The sequence below is a fragment of the Lactobacillus sp. 3B(2020) genome, from assembly GCF_013487845.1.
In the GTDB taxonomy this organism is placed as follows: Bacteria; Bacillota; Bacilli; order Lactobacillales; family Lactobacillaceae; genus Limosilactobacillus; species Limosilactobacillus alvi.
Genome location: NZ_CP047410.1, coordinates 2,105,638 through 2,122,206, shown reverse-complemented (window position 1 = coordinate 2,122,206; position 16,569 = coordinate 2,105,638). Strand labels below are relative to the sequence as shown.

Genomic DNA, 16,569 nt, shown 5'->3' with positions numbered 1-16,569 from the left:
TCCGAGTTTTTAGCAAATTTTTTGGTGGTTTAGGTGAGATCCAAAAAAATCAAATTTCATTCTAGTCCCTAAAGGCTTGGTTATCTTACCTGGTTTTTAATGATTGCTCTAGCAATGAAGTTTTGAGATTGGTATACTGATGGTTAGTTGGAAATGACAACGCAAACATCGGGTTGTTAACAGGTTTCCTTAATAATTTTTGTAAGTGGAGTAGTGAAGATGGTAGCGAAGTTAAAAGATGTAGCTGAGCTAGCTGGGGTATCAGTTACAACAGTTTCCCGAGTGATTAATAATTATGGTTCCTTAAGTAAGAAGACAATCTATAAGGTTCATCAAGCAATGCGGGAATTAAATTACCAGCCAAATGCATTAGCCCGAGCGATGCAGGGGAAGCCATCGAACTTTATTGGTTTGATTTTTCCAAACTTAACAAATCCCTTTTATGCAGAATTAGTTAACGATCTTGAGTCACGATTATTCGCAAAGGGGTATAAAACGATTATTGCTTCCGCTGCCGAAAATGAGCAGATTGAACATGAATACTTGGGCATGCTGATGGCTAACCAAGTTGATGGGATTATTTCTGGTTCTCATAACCTGGGAATTGAAGAATATAAGCAAGTTGATGCTCCAATTGTTTCCTTTGACCGTTATTTAGCTGATGGAATTCCAATTGTTACTTCAGACAGCTATACCGGTGGGCGGTTGGCGGCTGACTATCTAGTTAATTGGGGATGTCAGAATCTAGCAGTCTTAATTGATGAAGATACCTCGTCTTCGCCAACGATTAATCGGGTACAAGGGGTGGTTGATTATATGAATGAACACGATTTTGAATACACCCCGCTAGACGTAAACGAAATTCAAATTGAAGATGTTTTTCCAGGAGATTTTGACGGGGTTTTAGCACCGGATGATGAATTTGCCTTACAAATTAAGAGTCTTGCCGAGCAAGCTGGTAAAGTTTTTGGTAAAGACTTCATTGTGACCGGATACAATGGCTCGCGCCTCGTCCAAAAGATTGCTCCGGAATTGCCAACGGTGGTGCGGCCGGTTGATGATTTAGCCGAAGAGTTAATCGATACTTTATTAAAAAGGATTACGGATCCATCTAAACCCTTGCCATCAAAGGAATTGCCAGTGATTTTTAAAAAGTAGTTAGACATAAAAATAAAGGGAGGGTGAGGAGAAACTTGAGTTTCTCCTCATCCTCCCTTTCATCTCCGAATGCTCCTTAGAAATTATGGTCAAGGTAATAACTAAGTGGGTATGGTCATCGAGAAGTTTTTTTCTAGCTTTTAATTATTTTTGTGAAGCCATAAACTTCCGTAACAAACCAGCTTCTTCCTCAGTTGCTTCACTGGCCTGTGACTTAATATCATGAACTCGTTCAACTGAAATTTGGCTTCCAAATGCCACTTGGTTGTCAATCATATCGTGGTCCTTTTCAAAGTTAATGATTTCCATTGAAAGGTTATTTGATTCATCCATTATAAATCCTCCAGTACGGTGTAAATTAGTAACTCGTTATATTTTACCCCATTGCAGAAGGCATTTTCAAAAAAATTAACCAAATGTGGTACAATTTAATGATGATAACAAGAAAAAGACTACTAAAAGGATGGTTAAAAGAATGACATGGAATTGGTTGGGCTGGCTCCTTTGGTTGGGAGCATTAGTCTACTTGTGTTGGGTAATCCACTATATTCGGGTTCACCAACTAATGTTAATTGCAAAAACTGGTAACCGCGTTAATAAAACCCTAATGGCTAAATATATTGGTTTCTTAATTATTGCCTTAATTTGGGTTGGTGGAATGTATTACATGACTTTTAATCGTAAGGTTGACTACACGGATCAAACAGTAGTAAAAATCAAAACTAATTACGCGCCATTGCAATTAATAGCAACGGAAAATGATTACTATTACGTGTTAGGAAACCGGAGTGAAGGTAGTCGGCATCATCTTGCGTCATATACCTATGCAACCGCAACTCATCGAAATACGGTTAGTTTGCACTATGCGACAGTAGTGACCGGGGATAATTTAATTCCAAATGATGCCCGTCAATATCCATGGAATCAAAAGCAATTAACAAATGAAGATAATAATTCTAGTCATGCCTTTGTTGCTGAAATGGATGTAACCTATCGGAATACGCTGATTAACGGAATTGGCCTGCGCGCTAATCGGCCAGCTGGTCAGTATACTTTAATTCGAATTCCGGCAACAAACTTCTTAAAGGAACAATAATAACTAGCCATGCGAAAATTGCATGATATAATTGTAAAGAATGCCACGGTTGTGTGATGACAACCACGGAAGAAATTACATTTAATGAAGGAGATAAAACAATGATTCAAACGATTGACTTGAAAAAAGGTATGGTTTTTGAACGTGATGGTAAGTTGCTTCGAGTTTTGCAAATTAACCACCACAAGCCGGGTAAGGGGAATACTTTGATGCAAATGGACATCCAAGATCTACGTTCTGGTTCAATTGTCCACACAACGATGCGGCCATCCGAAAAGGTTGAACAAGTTAATGTTGATAAGCGGAATGCCCAATATCTTTACGACGAAGGTAACACTTCTGTCTTCATGGACCTCGAAACTTACGAACAATACGAAATTGACCAAACTCAAATTACTAACGAAAAGAAGTACTTGGTCGAAAACATGGAAGTTTTGATGGAATTTGTTGGGAGTGAATTAGTTGGGGTCGAATTACCAGCTACGGTTACCCTTGAAGTTGTGGACACCCAACCTGAAATTAAAGGGGCAACCATCGATGGTGGTGGTAAGCCAGCTACCCTGAACACGGGTTTGGTTGTTAACGTCCCAGCCTTCATTAAGAATGGGGATAAGATCATTGTCAACACTGCTGATGGTGCTTACAAGTCTCGGGCATAGATTAGAGGAAAGCTTTTAGATACAAAAAACGCAAACTTTGGGGCTGGGAGAAACCCATGTTTCTTCCCAGCCCCTTTTTCATCTCCGAAGGTTACTCAGTAACTAAGGTCAAAGCAGTAGATGAATGGTAGTTGCTTCCCTGGCGGTCGCACCAACCGATTCAGCCTTGCATGGGCTCACAAACGCCAAACCAGTTGGCTGGTTCGCTCCAAATCACGGCCTTAGCGGATAAGTGCGAACGAAAGGCCGATTCTAATGAATCAACCTTCGTTCTTCTTATCCCAACCAGGCCGTCAAGGAGCTTTTTTCCCAACCTCTTAGGTTTGCGTTTTTTAAATCTTAATTATTTGCTTTTGAGGCTAGATATCATAGATCCCAACTTTATCAGCAATCACAATGCGACCAGCAAACTCTTCGCCGTCGGGGGTTGTAAGGCCAATTTTGGGGTATGCTAGGGTAACGGTTGAAGCGGCTTTAACAGCCACACCCATTGCTTCTCCAGTATCAGTATTTAAACCGGAAGGAATGTCAACTGCAACGACTGGAGCAGGTGCTTGGTTAATAGCTTCGATAACTTCCCGGTAATGGCCGGTAACTTCCCGATCAATCCCAATTCCAAAGATCGCATCAACAATTAATGTTGCGTCTTTAAGCGTGGCTAAATCAGTGGTTGCTGGAATTTGGTAGTAGGCACAGGTATGTTGTTGAACCCGATTTTCTTCGGATGCTTGTGCCGGTGGCATTACAAAGAGTAGTTTAACTGGGGTCCCGGCTAAGTGCAAAAGACGAGCAACGGCCAAGCCGTCACCACCATTATTTCCGTTACCAACAACAATTACGACTTGATGGCGTTTTTCCTTTGGTAAAGCTAAAATATGATCAGTGATTGCTAGTGCTGCCCGTTCCATTAGTACGAGGGCCGGAATCCCAACTTCATTAATGGTATGGTGATCAAGGGCACGCATTTCTTTTGCGGTTACAACTTTTGTCATCAGTTTCATCCCTTTCTAGATGTTGGTACTACTATCTTACCACGAAATAAAGCGGTTGCAGTTATTGGAATCGAGGTTGATTTAAATTGAGTAAGAAAAATCAGTATGATGTTTTAAAACTTTATGGTTTACCAGTTGAAATGGATAATTCTGGAAAGTATCAAATTAAATTTGACAACGAAGGATCCGCTAAGATCCACACTTGGCGAATCGGAAAACATACAAAGGGGAAATTTACCCATCCCGGGCAATTAATGCTCACCGAGAATAATTTAACGGTATTAATTCTTAAAGCAGAAGCAATGGCTTTTAAAGATCGTCATAGCGAAACCCCAATGCAAAGGTTCTTAACTGTTGAGGTCGCTTCTGATACTTTAAAACAAGGACAAGCTTTAATGGAGAAATAATTTGAAAACATTAGTAGTAATTGGCCATCCAGAATTGGCAGATTCAGAAACTCAACCCTTTTTAAAACAAGTTGGTAAAGACTGGGCGACTTTTCATGAACTTGAAGCACCATTTGATATTGCTACTGAACAGCAACTAATTTGGCAAGCCGAGCGGTTAATATTACAATTTCCGCTTTATTGGTACAGCGTGCCAGCATTGATGAAACAATGGCTGGATGAAGTGTTTGACGAAGAACTACTTGGTCCCCACCACGATCGATTAGTTAAAAAAGAACTTGGGGTCGTAGTTAGTTTAGGGAGACCAATTCGGGAATTTCAAAGTGGTCAAAGACAGGCTTTTACGATTGATGAATATCTCCGACCTCTACAAGGACTTGCTTTAGCAACGAAAATGAAGTGGTTATCGCCACTCGTAGTTAGTCAATTTGCTTACCAGAGCGATACAGCCCGCCAAAAATTAGCGGTAGCCTATCAGCAATATCTTAGCCTGCCACAACCAGTCCGGTTCAAAGACCGCGTGGCTTGGTTAACCAGACAACTGGCAACCATGCAAACTAATACTAAGGATACTGTAGCTCAGCAAGAGTTACAGCAACTAGCGGCGTTGCTTTCAATGAAGCAAGAACAATTAGACGATTTAAATGATAACTTACGATTAGTTCGAGAAACAGAAGGATATTGAATTATGGATGAGTGGACAGATCAAACCCTTAAGGATTTAGCAAAGCGCCTCCCTGGTTACCTTGATCAAGTGACATTGAGTGAATTAAGGCGGGTGTTGAAGGAGCAAGCCGAAAGAATTGATCGAGCAGAAGGCGAGCTTGATGGCCGAGCGTGGAGTAAACGGAATTGGTAAAGACGAACAATTATCGTTTAAAGAAAAGAAAAACACACCTTTGGTTGATGATTAGCGAAAAAAATTTAAATAAAGTTCCAGCTTTTCTTTACAAAGCTAAACGAATATTATAAGATAGTTTTTGTGATTTTGTTCGTAAAATAGAAAGGGAGAAAGATTGTGGCTTGGCTTAATCGCTATTTTGAATTGGATAAACTTAGTACAACCGTACGGAGAGAAATTTTAGCAGGAATTACAACCTTTATTTCCATGTCGTATATTCTCTTTGTAAATCCAAACGTTCTTGGAGCGGCTAAGATGGATACTGGAGCCGTTTTTACGGCGACAGCATTAGCAAGTGCTTTAGGATGTTTCTTGATGGGCTTTTTGGCTCGTTATCCGATCGCAACGGCTCCGGCACTTGGAATCAACGCTTTCTTCTCTTACTCAGTTGTAATTGGGATGGGAGTTAACTGGCAAACGGCGTTGTCAGGGGTATTCGTTGCCTCGTTAATTTTCCTTTTGATCACTATTTTTAAGCTTCGGGAAATGATTATCAATGCCATCCCGAGCGATTTAAAGTATGCTATTTCTAGTGGGATTGGTTTATTTATTGCTTTTCTTGGGCTTCACCAAGGGGGCCTAGTCGTTGCTAACAAGTCAACAGTAGTTGGCTTGGGATCCTTTACAACGCCAACAACGTGGTTAACCATTTTTGGCTTGATCATCACGGCAATTTTAATGATCCGGAAAGTTCCGGGAGCGATCTTTATCGGGATGTTTTTAACTTCGATTTTGGGGTTAGTAACGGGCTTGATTAAAATGCCAGCACACTTAGTTTCTGGTGCACCGAGTTTAGCCCCAACGTTTGGGGTTGCTGTTAAGCATGTTGGAGAAATCAGTACTCCACAAATGTGGGTTGTGGTCTTGACTTTCTTATTGGTAACCTTCTTTGATACTGCTGGGACCTTAGTTGGACTTGCCCAACAGGCAGGTTTCATGAAGAATAACCAAATGCCGCGGGTTGGGAAAGCTTTAATGTCAGACTCAACCGCGATGTTAGCAGGGTCATTACTAGGGACTTCACCAGTGGGGGCCTATGTTGAATCATCTGCCGGGATTGCAGTTGGTGGTCGTTCAGGATTAACCGCTGTTGTGACAGGAATTTGCTTCTTATTTGGAATGTTGTTCTCACCATTGTTAACGGTGGTCACGGACCAAGTAACAGCGCCGGCTTTGATCATTGTTGGAGTTTTGATGGCTCAATCATTGAAATATGTTGATTGGGGACATTTGGAGGTTGCTATTCCTTCATTCTTGATTGTTTTGGGAATGCCATTAACTTATAGTATTTCAGATGGGATGGCCTTAGGATTAATTACTTACCCAATTTGCATGATTGCAGCCAAGCGGGGTCGAGAAGTTCACCCGATTATGTATGGACTCTTCTTTATTTTTATTATCTTTATGTGGGTATTAACGGTCGGTTAGGGCTAAGAAATGGATTAGCCACGGTTTCGAGGAATATAAACAAACAAGTAGAGGCTGAGAAGAAACACGCGTTTCTTCTCAGCCTCTTTGTTATCTCCGAATGTTACTCAGTAACTACGGTCAAACCAGTTAGCTGGTTCGCTCCGAAGCACGGCCTTAGCGGATAAGGGCGAACGAAAGGACGATGCTAATAAATCAACCTTCGTCCTGTTTATTCCAACCAGACCGTTGAGGAGCTTTTCTTCCGCTCCCTTTTTGGCTTTTGAGGAGTTCTTGGGCGGTTTGAATGAGTTCATCATACTCGTAGATGTGTAAGATTTGATGAAGCTGTCGAAGTTGCCATGGCTTAACAGTGACGGGATGAATGAACGGAAAAAGTCGGAACGTAGTTGTGAAGTGTTGAAAGACGGTATTGGAGTGAAGCCGACGTTGTTCATTATACCGATGATTAAGATATTTTTTACGAGCAAACCGATTTAAGCTAGTCTGGTCCGGTAAAAACATAGTAGTATTTTGGCATTGCTGACGACAACGCGAAAATAGCCGATCTTTTTTTGCTTGTGGAGTATTAAAAAGGAGGACACCAGAGTTAAGATAATCAAATCCGTGCCAAGTTAAGTGATGATGAAAAAACCATTTTCCGTAATAATCTAAAACACCGGCTAGATCGTAGCCATGGAGATTCTGATAATATAATTCTGTAAAATCACGGCGACAAATAATATCGGTATCTAAATAAAGGAACCGTTCAGGGAGATTAGGCAGTAGGTCTAAGTATAAACGAAGCATACAATTAACAGTAAAAATCGAGTTTTGATTTGCAATGGGATAGGCTTGTCGTACTTGTTTAGTAAGGTCGACTAGTTTAAGATGACTACCAAAATTAGAAAGGTAATCGTTAATGGGATATAATTGGCGGTTGGTTAGTGGGCGGTAACGAGGATCAGCTTGAGCGGTAACGACAATAATGTTTAAGGGTTCTGAACTATGTTGGAGTAAGGATATGATAGCAATAGTAAGACCTTGAAGCATTTGATCATCACCGCAAAAAACAATATTACGCATGGCTTAATTAACTCCGATTGATTCATCCTGATATGACAGTGGTGCCAAAGGCTGTCCTCGCCATCCGGCAATGTCATTAGCTTCCCAAGTATAGGTTAACGGTTCATGATAAGCGGCTTCATAAGCTTGCTTTTTTTGTTGGTAATCACGATCTCTCATACGAAGGGAATTTTCTTTTGGAGATAGTTGGGGGTCGGGATAAATCGGGGGAAGAATGTGTACTCGGTATTTGGTTTGATAAAACTCAACGTTCTTAATTTGGGAAGTAGTTTTGATTTCGACAAAACAAGAAATAATTGGAACATTATTGGTAGCAGCGTAGTAGTATGCTCCGCGTTGAAGGGGGCGGGGCTTGCGATAGTTAAACCACATTTCTTGTTCTGGATATATTAAGATCCAGTGTCCTTCTTGAAGGACATTTTTGAGATATTGAGGGAAAGTACGCCCCATATAATCAATTGATGGGTAGCTAGAAATAATTGGCAGAATATCGTAATTCCAAAAGAGATAGCGAATTAGCCCTCGGTCGGCAAGGTTAGTATCCTGACTAACAATAAATAGTCTTTGGTGTCCTACTTGCCGGATGGCTTGGCGAACAGCGGTATTTTCTAGAGGATTAAAATGATTACTGGTAATAATAGCACCGCTATGAATGGCTCTTAAATTGTTTAGTCCGACGTATTCCGTCTGACGATTTAGCCAAGCAGAGGCCTGGTTAGCAAACCATCTGGCTAGTAAATTACGATAGTGGCCTTGCCATGAATGTTTGTTTTGCCAAAAAGCATTAACTAAAGTTTTGGATTCTTGGGGTGATAAGTAAGGGTCATTTTCGACCTTAGCATGAAAGTTACCAGTTAGAGTGGCCTGGTAGATTCGTTCGAGTACCGCTTGTTTTGAATTTCCATTCATCATAGAGGAGCCTCCTAAGAAATTAGGTTAAGCGACTTAACACTAGGCAGAGTATTTGCAAGTCTATCAGCATGGGCAAGTAGTTGGTGCAAAGCGATCTCTTCATGTTGGTGGTTATCCGAGGAAAAGGACCGTTGTTCTTGGAGAAGTTCATTCATCAATGTGGTTTGGGATGCGGCGTTCCAAAAGTATTGATCATAAGCAATATTCTGATAATGCCATGGCTTGTCAAAAAAGCAGTAGTGAATAATTGCTGGGTCATGAACAAGCGTGTCTTCAGGTCGGATCGGTGGCAGAGCATTCCAAGTAGCTGGTAGAGTCAGAATTCGTTGATAGCAGAGAATGTTGAGATAGTCTTGGTCCGGAGCGCAAAAAGGTAAGTGGTACGTATTGAGAAGGTTAGTGAATTGTTGAGTAAAATGTTCATCGCGCAATTGCGCCAGGTTCATTAGTAGCACGCCAGAATTAAAGTAGTGTTTTAATTTAAGGCCAAGGTAGTTGTGGACGTACCGAATTGTTTCAGGATATTTTTGAGCAACATGGTCTTGATGGGCAGCAAATAAATAATTTTCTAAGGGATAATCTAGCAGTTCACGAGGATCTCTCTGAATTATGGTATCGACATCGAGGTAAATTGCTCGGCGGTATTCAGGAAACATTTCCGGAATGAAAAGGCGATAGTAGATGGTAAGGGTTTCATAATCACCGCGTAAAGGAAGGTGTTCACGCTCAATGAATTGCAACCGTTTACGCATTGGAATCTAGATAGATCGTTAAGTTAGGGCGAGTCAATTGACGAAGTAATTGCTGATTATTGGGACTAAGCTTTTGGTATAAAATATGAACATGATAGTGGTCATTTGGATTAGCGTGATTAATTAACGAAGTGAGTGATACAATCAAATAGTGGGCATAATTATCATCGGTAGCGTAGAAAATTGGAACAATTGGTAAGCTAATGTTATTCATGGTAATATCTCCTTCAAAACGATTATTTATAATTTAATTATATAAAATTAAATTATTAAAAAGGACGACAAAAATGGTAATGCCGATCGATAAATGACAAGCAAGGACAAGCTGTCGTTCACATTGACGATAACTTATAAATTGGAGGAAAATTGGAGGGAAGAGGTATGGCTGATTTACGGACGCAGAGGACAAAAAAGGCAATTGTTGATGCTTTTGTGATGCTAGTTAATCAACATGGCTTTCTGACGGAAACTGTGACTGAAATCGCTAAAAGAGCAATGATTAATCGCCAGACTTTTTATAATTACTACGAGGATAAGTATGATTTAGCACGCCGATTAGCTGATGAAACACTAACAAAATTTGAAGCCATTTCTCGGGAACGACTCAAGTATTTGCGACAACAAAAATCGGTTATCTTACTTTTCCAAAGTGCTGTTGTTAAGGAAATGTTGGTTGATCGTGAACAAGTTTTGGCGCTCCTGAAAATTCGATCTGCACAAGCTAATTTTCGTGAACGATTACAATTACTAATGTCACAAGCTTTATTGGACATTGATGGAGAATTTTCATCACTAGAAATTAATGTTCTTAGCAATGTTTTTATTGAAATCTTTACCTATTGCTTTGAACATAATCGATTACCAACGGAAACTGAAGTCAAACATCTTCGAGCGGCCCTTAATAAGGTTCTGAGATAGATGATTTTATTTCACATGAAAACTTGACTATAATGAGATTACAATTTTATTTAGAATGGGGCGGAAATAATGAGTATAGATTTAACGGCTGTTAGTCAAGACTTATATGAAGCAGTAAACGGTGATTGGGTAGCACAAGCTAAGATTCCAGCTGATAAGCCCGCAACCGGTGGCTTCAATGATTTGGTTGATGAGATTGAAGAAACCTTAATGGCCGATTTAGACCAAATGGAAAAGAAAATGCCAACTGATGCTAAGCTAGCAGAAGCAGTTAAATTTTATACCTTAACGAAGGATTTTGCGCGGCGAGAAAAAGAAGGAACGGCTCCTTTGAAAGCGCGGTTAGGAGAACTTGAAAACCTACAAAACTATCAAAATGTACAGGAACACCTTGTTAACTGGGTACTTGAAGGTGACGCTTCACCGGTTAGCTTTGATGTTGATGCCAATATGAAAAATGCAACGGTAAATGCACTTTTTGCGGGTGCACCGGGATTGATTTTGCCAGATAAAACCTACTATGCTAAAGATAATCCTCAGGGACCACAATTATTAGCTCTTTGGAAACAAATGGTTTTGAAATTATTGGTGAAGCTCGGTTACCAAGAAGCAAAGGCTACAGAACTGATTGAAAAAGCAGTTGCTTTTGATGCTTTAATTGTCCCTCATGTTAAGAGTAGTGAAGAGACAGCAGACTACAGTAAGATGTACAATCCGCAAAGCTTTGCTGACTTTGTCGCCCATACTGATCAACTGGAATTAGGACAAGTGATTACAAGCTTAGTAGGTACAAAGCCAAGCCAAATTATTGTTACCGAACCAGCTTATTATGAAGCTTTAAACGATATTTTGACCGGCCATTTTGCCGAATTTAAGGCTTGGCTTGTGGTTAACCGGGTAACGGGGGAAGCTGGTTTCTTAAGTGATGACTTCCGGATTCTTGCCGGTGAATACGGTCGGGCACTTTCTGGAAATAAAGAAGCACCAAACCAACAAAAGTATGCTTATCGTCTTACGAATGGGATCTTTAGTCAAGTAGTCGGTGGTTATTATGCTCATAAATACTTTGGCGCTGAGGCTAAGGCTGACGTTGAACACATGGTTCACCAAATGATTACCGTTTATGAGGAACGTTTACAGAAAAATGATTGGCTGAGCCCAGCTACCCGGCAAAAAGCAATTACGAAGCTTGAACATTTGGGGGTTCAAGTCGGTTACCCAGATAAGATTCCGGCAATTTATGATCAACTAAAAGTCAACCCAGCTAAACCTTTATTGGAAAATTTAGTTGGTATGAGTAAAGTTGTTGCTAAGGATCAATTTGCCCATTTTGGTAAGCCGGTTGATCGGATGAAGTGGGAAATGAGCCCAGCCACGGTCAATGCTTATTTCCATCCATTTAAGAATATTATTGTTTTCCCGGCCGCTGTTCTTCAAGCACCTTTCTATAGTTTGAAACAAAGTAGTAGTCAAAATTATGGGGGGATTGGAGCCGTAATTGCTCACGAAATTTCCCATGCTTTTGATAACAATGGTTCCTTGTTTGACGAGTACGGGAATTTGAATAACTGGTGGACCAAAGAAGATGCGGCCCATTTTAAACAATTAGCGCAAGCGATGATTGATGAGTTTGATGGTTTACCGTTTGCTGGTCAAAAAGTAAATGGGAAGTTGACGGTTTCCGAAAATATTGCTGACGCTGGCGGCTTGAGTTGTGCCCTAAGTGCCGCTAAAAAAGAAGCAGGTTTTGATGCCCAGGCTTTCTTTATTAACTGGGCTCGGATTTGGCGGACGAAGGCTCGGAAAGAATATCAACAATTGTTGCTCTCGATTGATGTTCATGCACCCCAGAAGTTACGGGCAAATGTGCAAGTTAAGAATCTAGCTGATTTTTATGAAGCCTTCGATATCCAACCAAGTGACCCGATGTACTTGGCACCAGAAAAACGAGTTAATATTTGGTGATCATCATGGCTAAGTTTACGGTTAAACTTGGCGATATTACCAAGGAAAAAGTTGATGCAATTGTTAATGCGGCGAATACAACCTTACTGGGAGGCGGTGGCGTCGATGGCGCTATTCACCGGGCAGCTGGCCCAGCATTAAACGTTGCTTGTGCTCGTTTTCATGGTTGCCCGACTGGAGAAGCACGGATTACGCCGGGCTTTGAACTACCAGCTCACTACATTATTCATACACCTGGGCCAATTTGGCAGGGTGGTAACCATAATGAAGCAATTTTACTAGCTAATTCATATCGGAACAGTTTGAAATTAGCAATCAAAAATGGTTGCCAAACGGTCGCTTTTCCTTCAATTAGTACGGGTGTCTATGCTTATCCCCTAGAAGAAGCGGCTAAGGTTGCAGTGAAAACGATCAAAGCGGTATTAGAGCGGTACCCACAACTCGAAGTAACAATGGTTTGTTTCGATTTACAAACCTATCAAGCATACTTAGGTGCTATGAAGAGAAAGTAAAGAGAATGGAAAAAGCTCCTTGAAGCCTGGTTGGGATAAGCAGAACGAAGGTTGATCCATTAGAATCGTCCTTTCGTTCGCCCTTATCCGTTAAGGCCGTGTTTTAGAGCGAACCAGCCAACTGGTTTGGCGTTTGTGAGCCCATGCAAGGGTGCGACCGCTAGGGAAGCAACGGCCATTCAGCTACTGCTTTGACCGTGGTTGCTAAGTAACCTTCGGAGATGACAAAAAGGCCGGGAAGAAACTTCAGTTTCTCCCCGGCCTTTTTTGTTTCACATGAAACATCACTATTCTAAGCCAATTGATTTGGCATAAGCACTTTCTTGAGCGGTTACGCGTTGTCGTTCTTTTTCGTTGTACCACGGTGAAATGGTAAAGGCTAAAACATCATTAATTAGGTAAATAGAGCTATTAATTGCCATTGCTAGGGTTGCGGATCCCTGTCGAAATGAAACAAACCAGAGTACTAATTGGGCAAGCCCTGAAGCTAACCACCAGAAGTATTGGTTGTTAAACCGAAGGAAACAAATTACGCCGGCAGTTAAACTAATTGAGAAACTAATGGCGTCAATCCACGGCCGGGGATCATCAGTAAAACGGCCAATCAGGCTTCCTGATACTAGGTAAACCGCAATAGTTGCCAGAATTGCAATTGTCCAACTTTTGACAGTAAAGTGGCGGATCTTGGCCGCCATATTGACATTCCAGTTAGCAGAAAGAAGGACTGGAATATCCAGAGTAATGACATAGGCAAGTTGTTCAAGAATGCTAAGGTAGTTTTTAGCATTTAAACCTGCGATGATAAAACAGATTGCAGATAAAATTCCAAGCCAACCATTAACGGACTTAGCAGCGTTGATGGCTAATACGCATAGAACACCAAGGGTAGTTCCAATAAAAGTAATTACAGTCACCCAAGTGATGGGCGCGTTAACTAAGGTCATTAATTGGCATCCAAGACTAAAGTAAAATAGATAGTAGTTCTGCTTGGGCCAACCTTTTAATTGGTGGGTTAGGAAGTTAATATAATTTGTCATTCGTCATCATCCTCTTCGTCTCTTTTCTAGATCTTGTGTTTTAAACGAGTTAAATACAAGATATTGTGTCTGAAAGACAACGAAAACTAGTATAGCAGTTTAAGCTTAGAAAACAAGCGGATTTATGTTAATTAATCGAATGATATGTTGTTGAAGTTACTTCCTTAGTTTTAATGAAATCCTTTTCTTTTAAATTTGAAAAAGTTTTATGATTAATTTAGTCTTCTTAGTTAGCTAATCGAATGCTAAGAATCTTAACTTGATAATTACCATCAGGGGCAGGAACGGTAACGATTGCGCCTGCTTGTTGATGACTAATTGCATTACCAAGTGGTGAATCAAAAGCGAGCTTGTTAGCTTGGAGATTTGCTTCTTGGCGGCCAACTAATTGGTATTCGGTTTGACTATGATCATCTAAAAACTCAATTGTTACGAAGCTACCGAGATCAATTTTTTCGTCTTTTCGAGGATTGATAATCTGCGCATATTTGAGTTGTTTATCAAGATAGCGAAGGCGACTTTCCAAGTGACGTAAGTCCCGTTTAGCACTACTATATTCTGTATTTTCCGAAAGATCGCCTAAAGCGCGAGCGGCTTTTAGGCGAGCAATTAGCGTTGGGCGTTTTTGCTTTAGGGTTTCAATTTGGGCTTCAATTTCGTGATATCCGTCTGGGGTCATTTTCTGAAAATAAATTTCTGTCATTTTTTCACCTCAATTTGTTTTCACCATAATTATGGTAAGATGGAAGGCGAAAAACAAGTGGAAGGGAGAAAATCATGAGTGTTGAAGTACCAGAAAACATGGAAGAAGTCGCAATGAAGATTGCCCAACACCAAGTTCGTGGTGAACAATTGAGTGTTCAAAAAGTAATTGAAGATGCGGTAAAGGAAATTCTTCAGGCCTTTATGGATGAAGCTTTAGAAGGCCACTATGATGATGTTAAGCTTGAAGGCCAAACATTAGTCGTCTATGACTTTATGGGTGAAAAGGAAGGCCAAGTTACGCCAGAAAAAGACTGGGTAACGGATTTCCAAACGGATGCTGATGCGGTGATTGATCGCTTAGAGGAGGCGGTTGGAAAAATCGTGCGGGGACGATAAAATTTAGCTCCTTTGCTTGACCTTTCTTAAGGCTTTCGTTAGAATTAACTTATTATTTGTAAGTTTTTTAAAAATAAAGGAGGATTTTCCCGATGAAAAAATGGATGAAACGCTTGGAAATTGCAGTTGCCGGGGTATTGATGGTAGTGGGCTTGGCAGCGTGTGGTAAACAAGCTAATTCCAGTCAACCACAATTGGTTAAGAAGGGAACCATCACTGTTGGGATGGAAGGAACTTATGCTCCTTACTCCTACCGGGAAAACGGGAAATTAACTGGTTTTGAAGTCGAATTGGCACAAAAGCTTGGTAAGAAGATGGGGTACAAGGTAAAGATTGTCCCAACCAAGTGGGATTCATTAATTGCCGGAGTTGGTTCCAAAAAATTGGATATGGCAATTAACGACATTGCGATGACTCCTGACCGGAAAAAAGCTTATCTTTTCTCTGACCCTTACATTTACTCAAAGTCCGCTTTGATTATGAAGAAGGATAATACAACCATTAAGTCAATCAATGATATTAAAGGTAAGAAGATTGCTGCCGCCACTGGAACGGCAAATGCTGATAACGTTAAGAAGTTTAAGGGCCAAACTGTTGCTTCAAGTGACTTTTCGACTGCAATGAGTCTAATTCGGCAGGGACGAGTTGAAGCGGCTTTGAATTCTAAAGAAGCCTTTCTTTACTACCAAAAGTCAACTGGTGCAAGTGATTTGAAGTATGCTGAAGTACCAACTAACAAGATTCCGGAACAATCGATTGGGATTTTGATGGGTAAGAATAATAAAGGACTTCAAAAGAAGGTTAATAAGGCCTTGGCTGAATTACGGAAAGATGGAACGTTAAAGCAATTATCTGAAAAGTACTTTAATGGTAATATCACTAATAAGTAACTCAGATAAGGACTAGAATTGGGTCGTGGCAAAGGGGAACTTTTGTTACGGCCCTTTTGCAAATTAGAAAGGAATGCTTATGTGGGAAATTATTCGAAGTACCACCCCAGAAATTGTGTGGGCGGGAATTAAATATACTATTCCAATTGCGGTGATATCATTTGCAATTGGGTTAGTGATTGCAGCGATTACAGCTTTGATCCGAATCTCGAAGCCACGTGGAAATGGTTTAGTAAAGGGGATTTGGTACCTTGGTAAATTGATTTTCTCTTTTTATGTTTGGCTTTTCCGGTCAACACCATTACTAGTTCAATTGTTTATTGTTTTCTTTGGATTACCAAATATTGGTATTCAGTTTAATGCTTGGACGGCTGGAATTATTACCTTCTCCTTAAATACCGGAGCGTATGCTTCAGAAACGATTCGGGGAGCGATTAGTTCGCTACCAAGTTCACAGTGGGAAGCAGCCTATTCATTGGGAATGACGTATTCTCAGGTGCTTTTCTTAATCATCTTCCCCCAAGCGTTACGGGTGGCGCTACCACCACTTTCAAACTCATTTATTGGCCTAGTTAAGGATACTTCTTTGGCAAGCTCAATTACGATTTTAGAAATGTTCATGGTTAGTCAACAAATCGCTTCGCATAACTATCAACCATTACTAATGTATTCGATTGTAGCAGCGGTTTATGCCGTTTTCTGTACAATTTTAACAATCCTACAGCATCTGTTAGAAAAAAGGGCCAACCGGTATGAGGTTGCCGAGGGGGAATAAG

Annotated in this window: 21 protein-coding genes; 13 read left to right on the top strand and 8 right to left on the bottom strand. The window is 40.6% G+C overall.

Annotated elements, in window-relative coordinates; all coding sequences use genetic code 11:
- Window positions 1-219 precede the first annotated feature (219 nt).
- On the top strand, window positions 220-1,158 hold the full coding sequence (locus tag GTO83_RS10495) for a LacI family DNA-binding transcriptional regulator (protein WP_180871050.1): 939 nt from the start codon (window positions 220-222) through the stop codon (window positions 1,156-1,158).
- Window positions 1,159-1,302: 144 nt separating this feature from the next.
- Here the strand turns inward: GTO83_RS10495 and GTO83_RS10490 are convergent, their stop codons facing one another.
- Window positions 1,303-1,491 carry an LBP_cg2779 family protein gene (locus GTO83_RS10490; RefSeq protein WP_180871048.1) on the bottom strand — a complete coding sequence of 63 codons (189 nt, stop codon included), beginning with the start codon at window positions 1,489-1,491 and terminating at the stop codon, window positions 1,303-1,305.
- A 142-nt stretch (window positions 1,492-1,633) separates the two neighbouring features.
- Between GTO83_RS10490 and GTO83_RS10485 the strand changes: the two genes are divergently transcribed.
- Window positions 1,634-2,254, top strand: coding sequence for an LVIS_2131 family protein (locus tag GTO83_RS10485; RefSeq protein ID WP_180871047.1), 621 nt, complete (start codon window positions 1,634-1,636; stop codon window positions 2,252-2,254).
- A 101-nt stretch (window positions 2,255-2,355) separates the two neighbouring features.
- Window positions 2,356-2,913, top strand: coding sequence for an elongation factor P (gene efp / locus GTO83_RS10480; protein WP_180871045.1), 558 nt, complete (start codon window positions 2,356-2,358; stop codon window positions 2,911-2,913).
- 359 nt (window positions 2,914-3,272) lie between these two features.
- On the opposite strand, the gene GTO83_RS10475 is transcribed toward efp, so the two are convergent.
- Complete coding sequence (locus tag GTO83_RS10475) at window positions 3,273-3,908, bottom strand: NAD(P)H-hydrate epimerase (RefSeq protein ID WP_180872181.1); 636 nt, start codon at window positions 3,906-3,908, stop codon at window positions 3,273-3,275.
- An 83-nt stretch (window positions 3,909-3,991) separates the two neighbouring features.
- Here GTO83_RS10475 and GTO83_RS10470 point away from each other — a divergent pair, with 83 nt between their 5' ends.
- From GTO83_RS10470 to GTO83_RS10455, 4 genes are all read left to right on the top strand, one after another.
- A complete protein-coding gene (locus GTO83_RS10470; RefSeq protein WP_180871043.1) occupies window positions 3,992-4,312 on the top strand; it encodes a hypothetical protein in 321 nt (106 codons plus the stop codon).
- Between the two features lies 1 nt (window position 4,313).
- The gene (locus tag GTO83_RS10465; protein WP_180871041.1) at window positions 4,314-4,997 is read left to right on the top strand and encodes an NAD(P)H-dependent oxidoreductase; all 684 of its coding nucleotides are present in this window, start codon (window positions 4,314-4,316) and stop codon (window positions 4,995-4,997) included.
- A 3-nt stretch (window positions 4,998-5,000) separates the two neighbouring features.
- A complete protein-coding gene (locus GTO83_RS10460) occupies window positions 5,001-5,171 on the top strand; it encodes a hypothetical protein (RefSeq protein ID WP_180871039.1) in 171 nt (56 codons plus the stop codon).
- 159 nt (window positions 5,172-5,330) lie between these two features.
- On the top strand, window positions 5,331-6,641 hold the full coding sequence (locus GTO83_RS10455) for an NCS2 family permease (RefSeq protein WP_180871037.1): 1,311 nt from the start codon (window positions 5,331-5,333) through the stop codon (window positions 6,639-6,641).
- Between the two features lie 195 nt (window positions 6,642-6,836).
- Here the strand turns inward: GTO83_RS10455 and GTO83_RS10450 are convergent, their stop codons facing one another.
- From GTO83_RS10450 to GTO83_RS10435, 4 genes are read right to left on the bottom strand one after another with little or no spacing between them, the layout of a single operon-like run.
- Window positions 6,837-7,706, bottom strand: coding sequence for a glycosyltransferase (locus tag GTO83_RS10450; protein WP_180871035.1), 870 nt, complete (start codon window positions 7,704-7,706; stop codon window positions 6,837-6,839).
- Window positions 7,707-7,709: 3 nt separating this feature from the next.
- On the bottom strand, window positions 7,710-8,618 hold the full coding sequence (locus GTO83_RS10445; protein ID WP_180871033.1) for a 1-acyl-sn-glycerol-3-phosphate acyltransferase: 909 nt from the start codon (window positions 8,616-8,618) through the stop codon (window positions 7,710-7,712).
- Window positions 8,619-8,629: 11 nt separating this feature from the next.
- Complete coding sequence (locus tag GTO83_RS10440) at window positions 8,630-9,370, bottom strand: glycosyltransferase family 8 protein (protein ID WP_180871032.1); 741 nt, start codon at window positions 9,368-9,370, stop codon at window positions 8,630-8,632.
- Window positions 9,363-9,584, bottom strand: coding sequence for a glycosyltransferase (locus GTO83_RS10435; protein WP_180871030.1), 222 nt, complete (start codon window positions 9,582-9,584; stop codon window positions 9,363-9,365). Before GTO83_RS10435 ends, GTO83_RS10440 begins: the two co-directional genes overlap by 8 nt.
- 167 nt (window positions 9,585-9,751) lie before the next feature.
- On the opposite strand from GTO83_RS10435, the gene GTO83_RS10430 reads away from it, so the two are divergent.
- From GTO83_RS10430 to GTO83_RS10420, 3 genes are all read left to right on the top strand, one after another.
- Window positions 9,752-10,288, top strand: a complete 537-nt coding sequence (locus tag GTO83_RS10430; protein WP_180871029.1) for a TetR/AcrR family transcriptional regulator — start codon at window positions 9,752-9,754, stop codon at window positions 10,286-10,288.
- Window positions 10,289-10,357: 69 nt separating this feature from the next.
- Window positions 10,358-12,253, top strand: a complete 1,896-nt coding sequence (locus GTO83_RS10425; RefSeq protein ID WP_180871027.1) for a M13 family metallopeptidase — start codon at window positions 10,358-10,360, stop codon at window positions 12,251-12,253.
- Window positions 12,254-12,258: 5 nt separating this feature from the next.
- Window positions 12,259-12,765, top strand: coding sequence for an O-acetyl-ADP-ribose deacetylase (locus GTO83_RS10420; RefSeq protein WP_180871025.1), 507 nt, complete (start codon window positions 12,259-12,261; stop codon window positions 12,763-12,765).
- Window positions 12,766-13,052: 287 nt separating this feature from the next.
- Here GTO83_RS10420 and pnuC read toward each other — a convergent pair whose 3' ends face one another.
- Both pnuC and greA read right to left on the bottom strand, forming a co-directional pair.
- Window positions 13,053-13,802 carry a nicotinamide riboside transporter PnuC gene (gene pnuC / locus GTO83_RS10415; RefSeq protein WP_180871023.1) on the bottom strand — a complete coding sequence of 250 codons (750 nt, stop codon included), beginning with the start codon at window positions 13,800-13,802 and terminating at the stop codon, window positions 13,053-13,055.
- A 226-nt stretch (window positions 13,803-14,028) separates the two neighbouring features.
- On the bottom strand, window positions 14,029-14,505 hold the full coding sequence (greA, locus tag GTO83_RS10410; protein ID WP_180871022.1) for a transcription elongation factor GreA: 477 nt from the start codon (window positions 14,503-14,505) through the stop codon (window positions 14,029-14,031).
- A gap of 74 nt (window positions 14,506-14,579) precedes the next feature.
- Here greA and GTO83_RS10405 point away from each other — a divergent pair, with 74 nt between their 5' ends.
- The 3 genes from GTO83_RS10405 (at window position 14,580) to GTO83_RS10395 (ending at window position 16,568) form a co-directional block, all read left to right on the top strand.
- On the top strand, window positions 14,580-14,903 hold the full coding sequence (locus GTO83_RS10405; RefSeq protein ID WP_180871020.1) for a hypothetical protein: 324 nt from the start codon (window positions 14,580-14,582) through the stop codon (window positions 14,901-14,903).
- A gap of 92 nt (window positions 14,904-14,995) precedes the next feature.
- Window positions 14,996-15,793: a transporter substrate-binding domain-containing protein gene (locus GTO83_RS10400; RefSeq protein WP_180871018.1), complete on the top strand. Its 798-nt coding sequence runs from the start codon at window positions 14,996-14,998 to the stop codon at window positions 15,791-15,793.
- Window positions 15,794-15,872: 79 nt separating this feature from the next.
- On the top strand, window positions 15,873-16,568 hold the full coding sequence (locus GTO83_RS10395; RefSeq protein WP_180871016.1) for an amino acid ABC transporter permease: 696 nt from the start codon (window positions 15,873-15,875) through the stop codon (window positions 16,566-16,568).
- Window position 16,569: the final 1 nt, after the last annotated feature.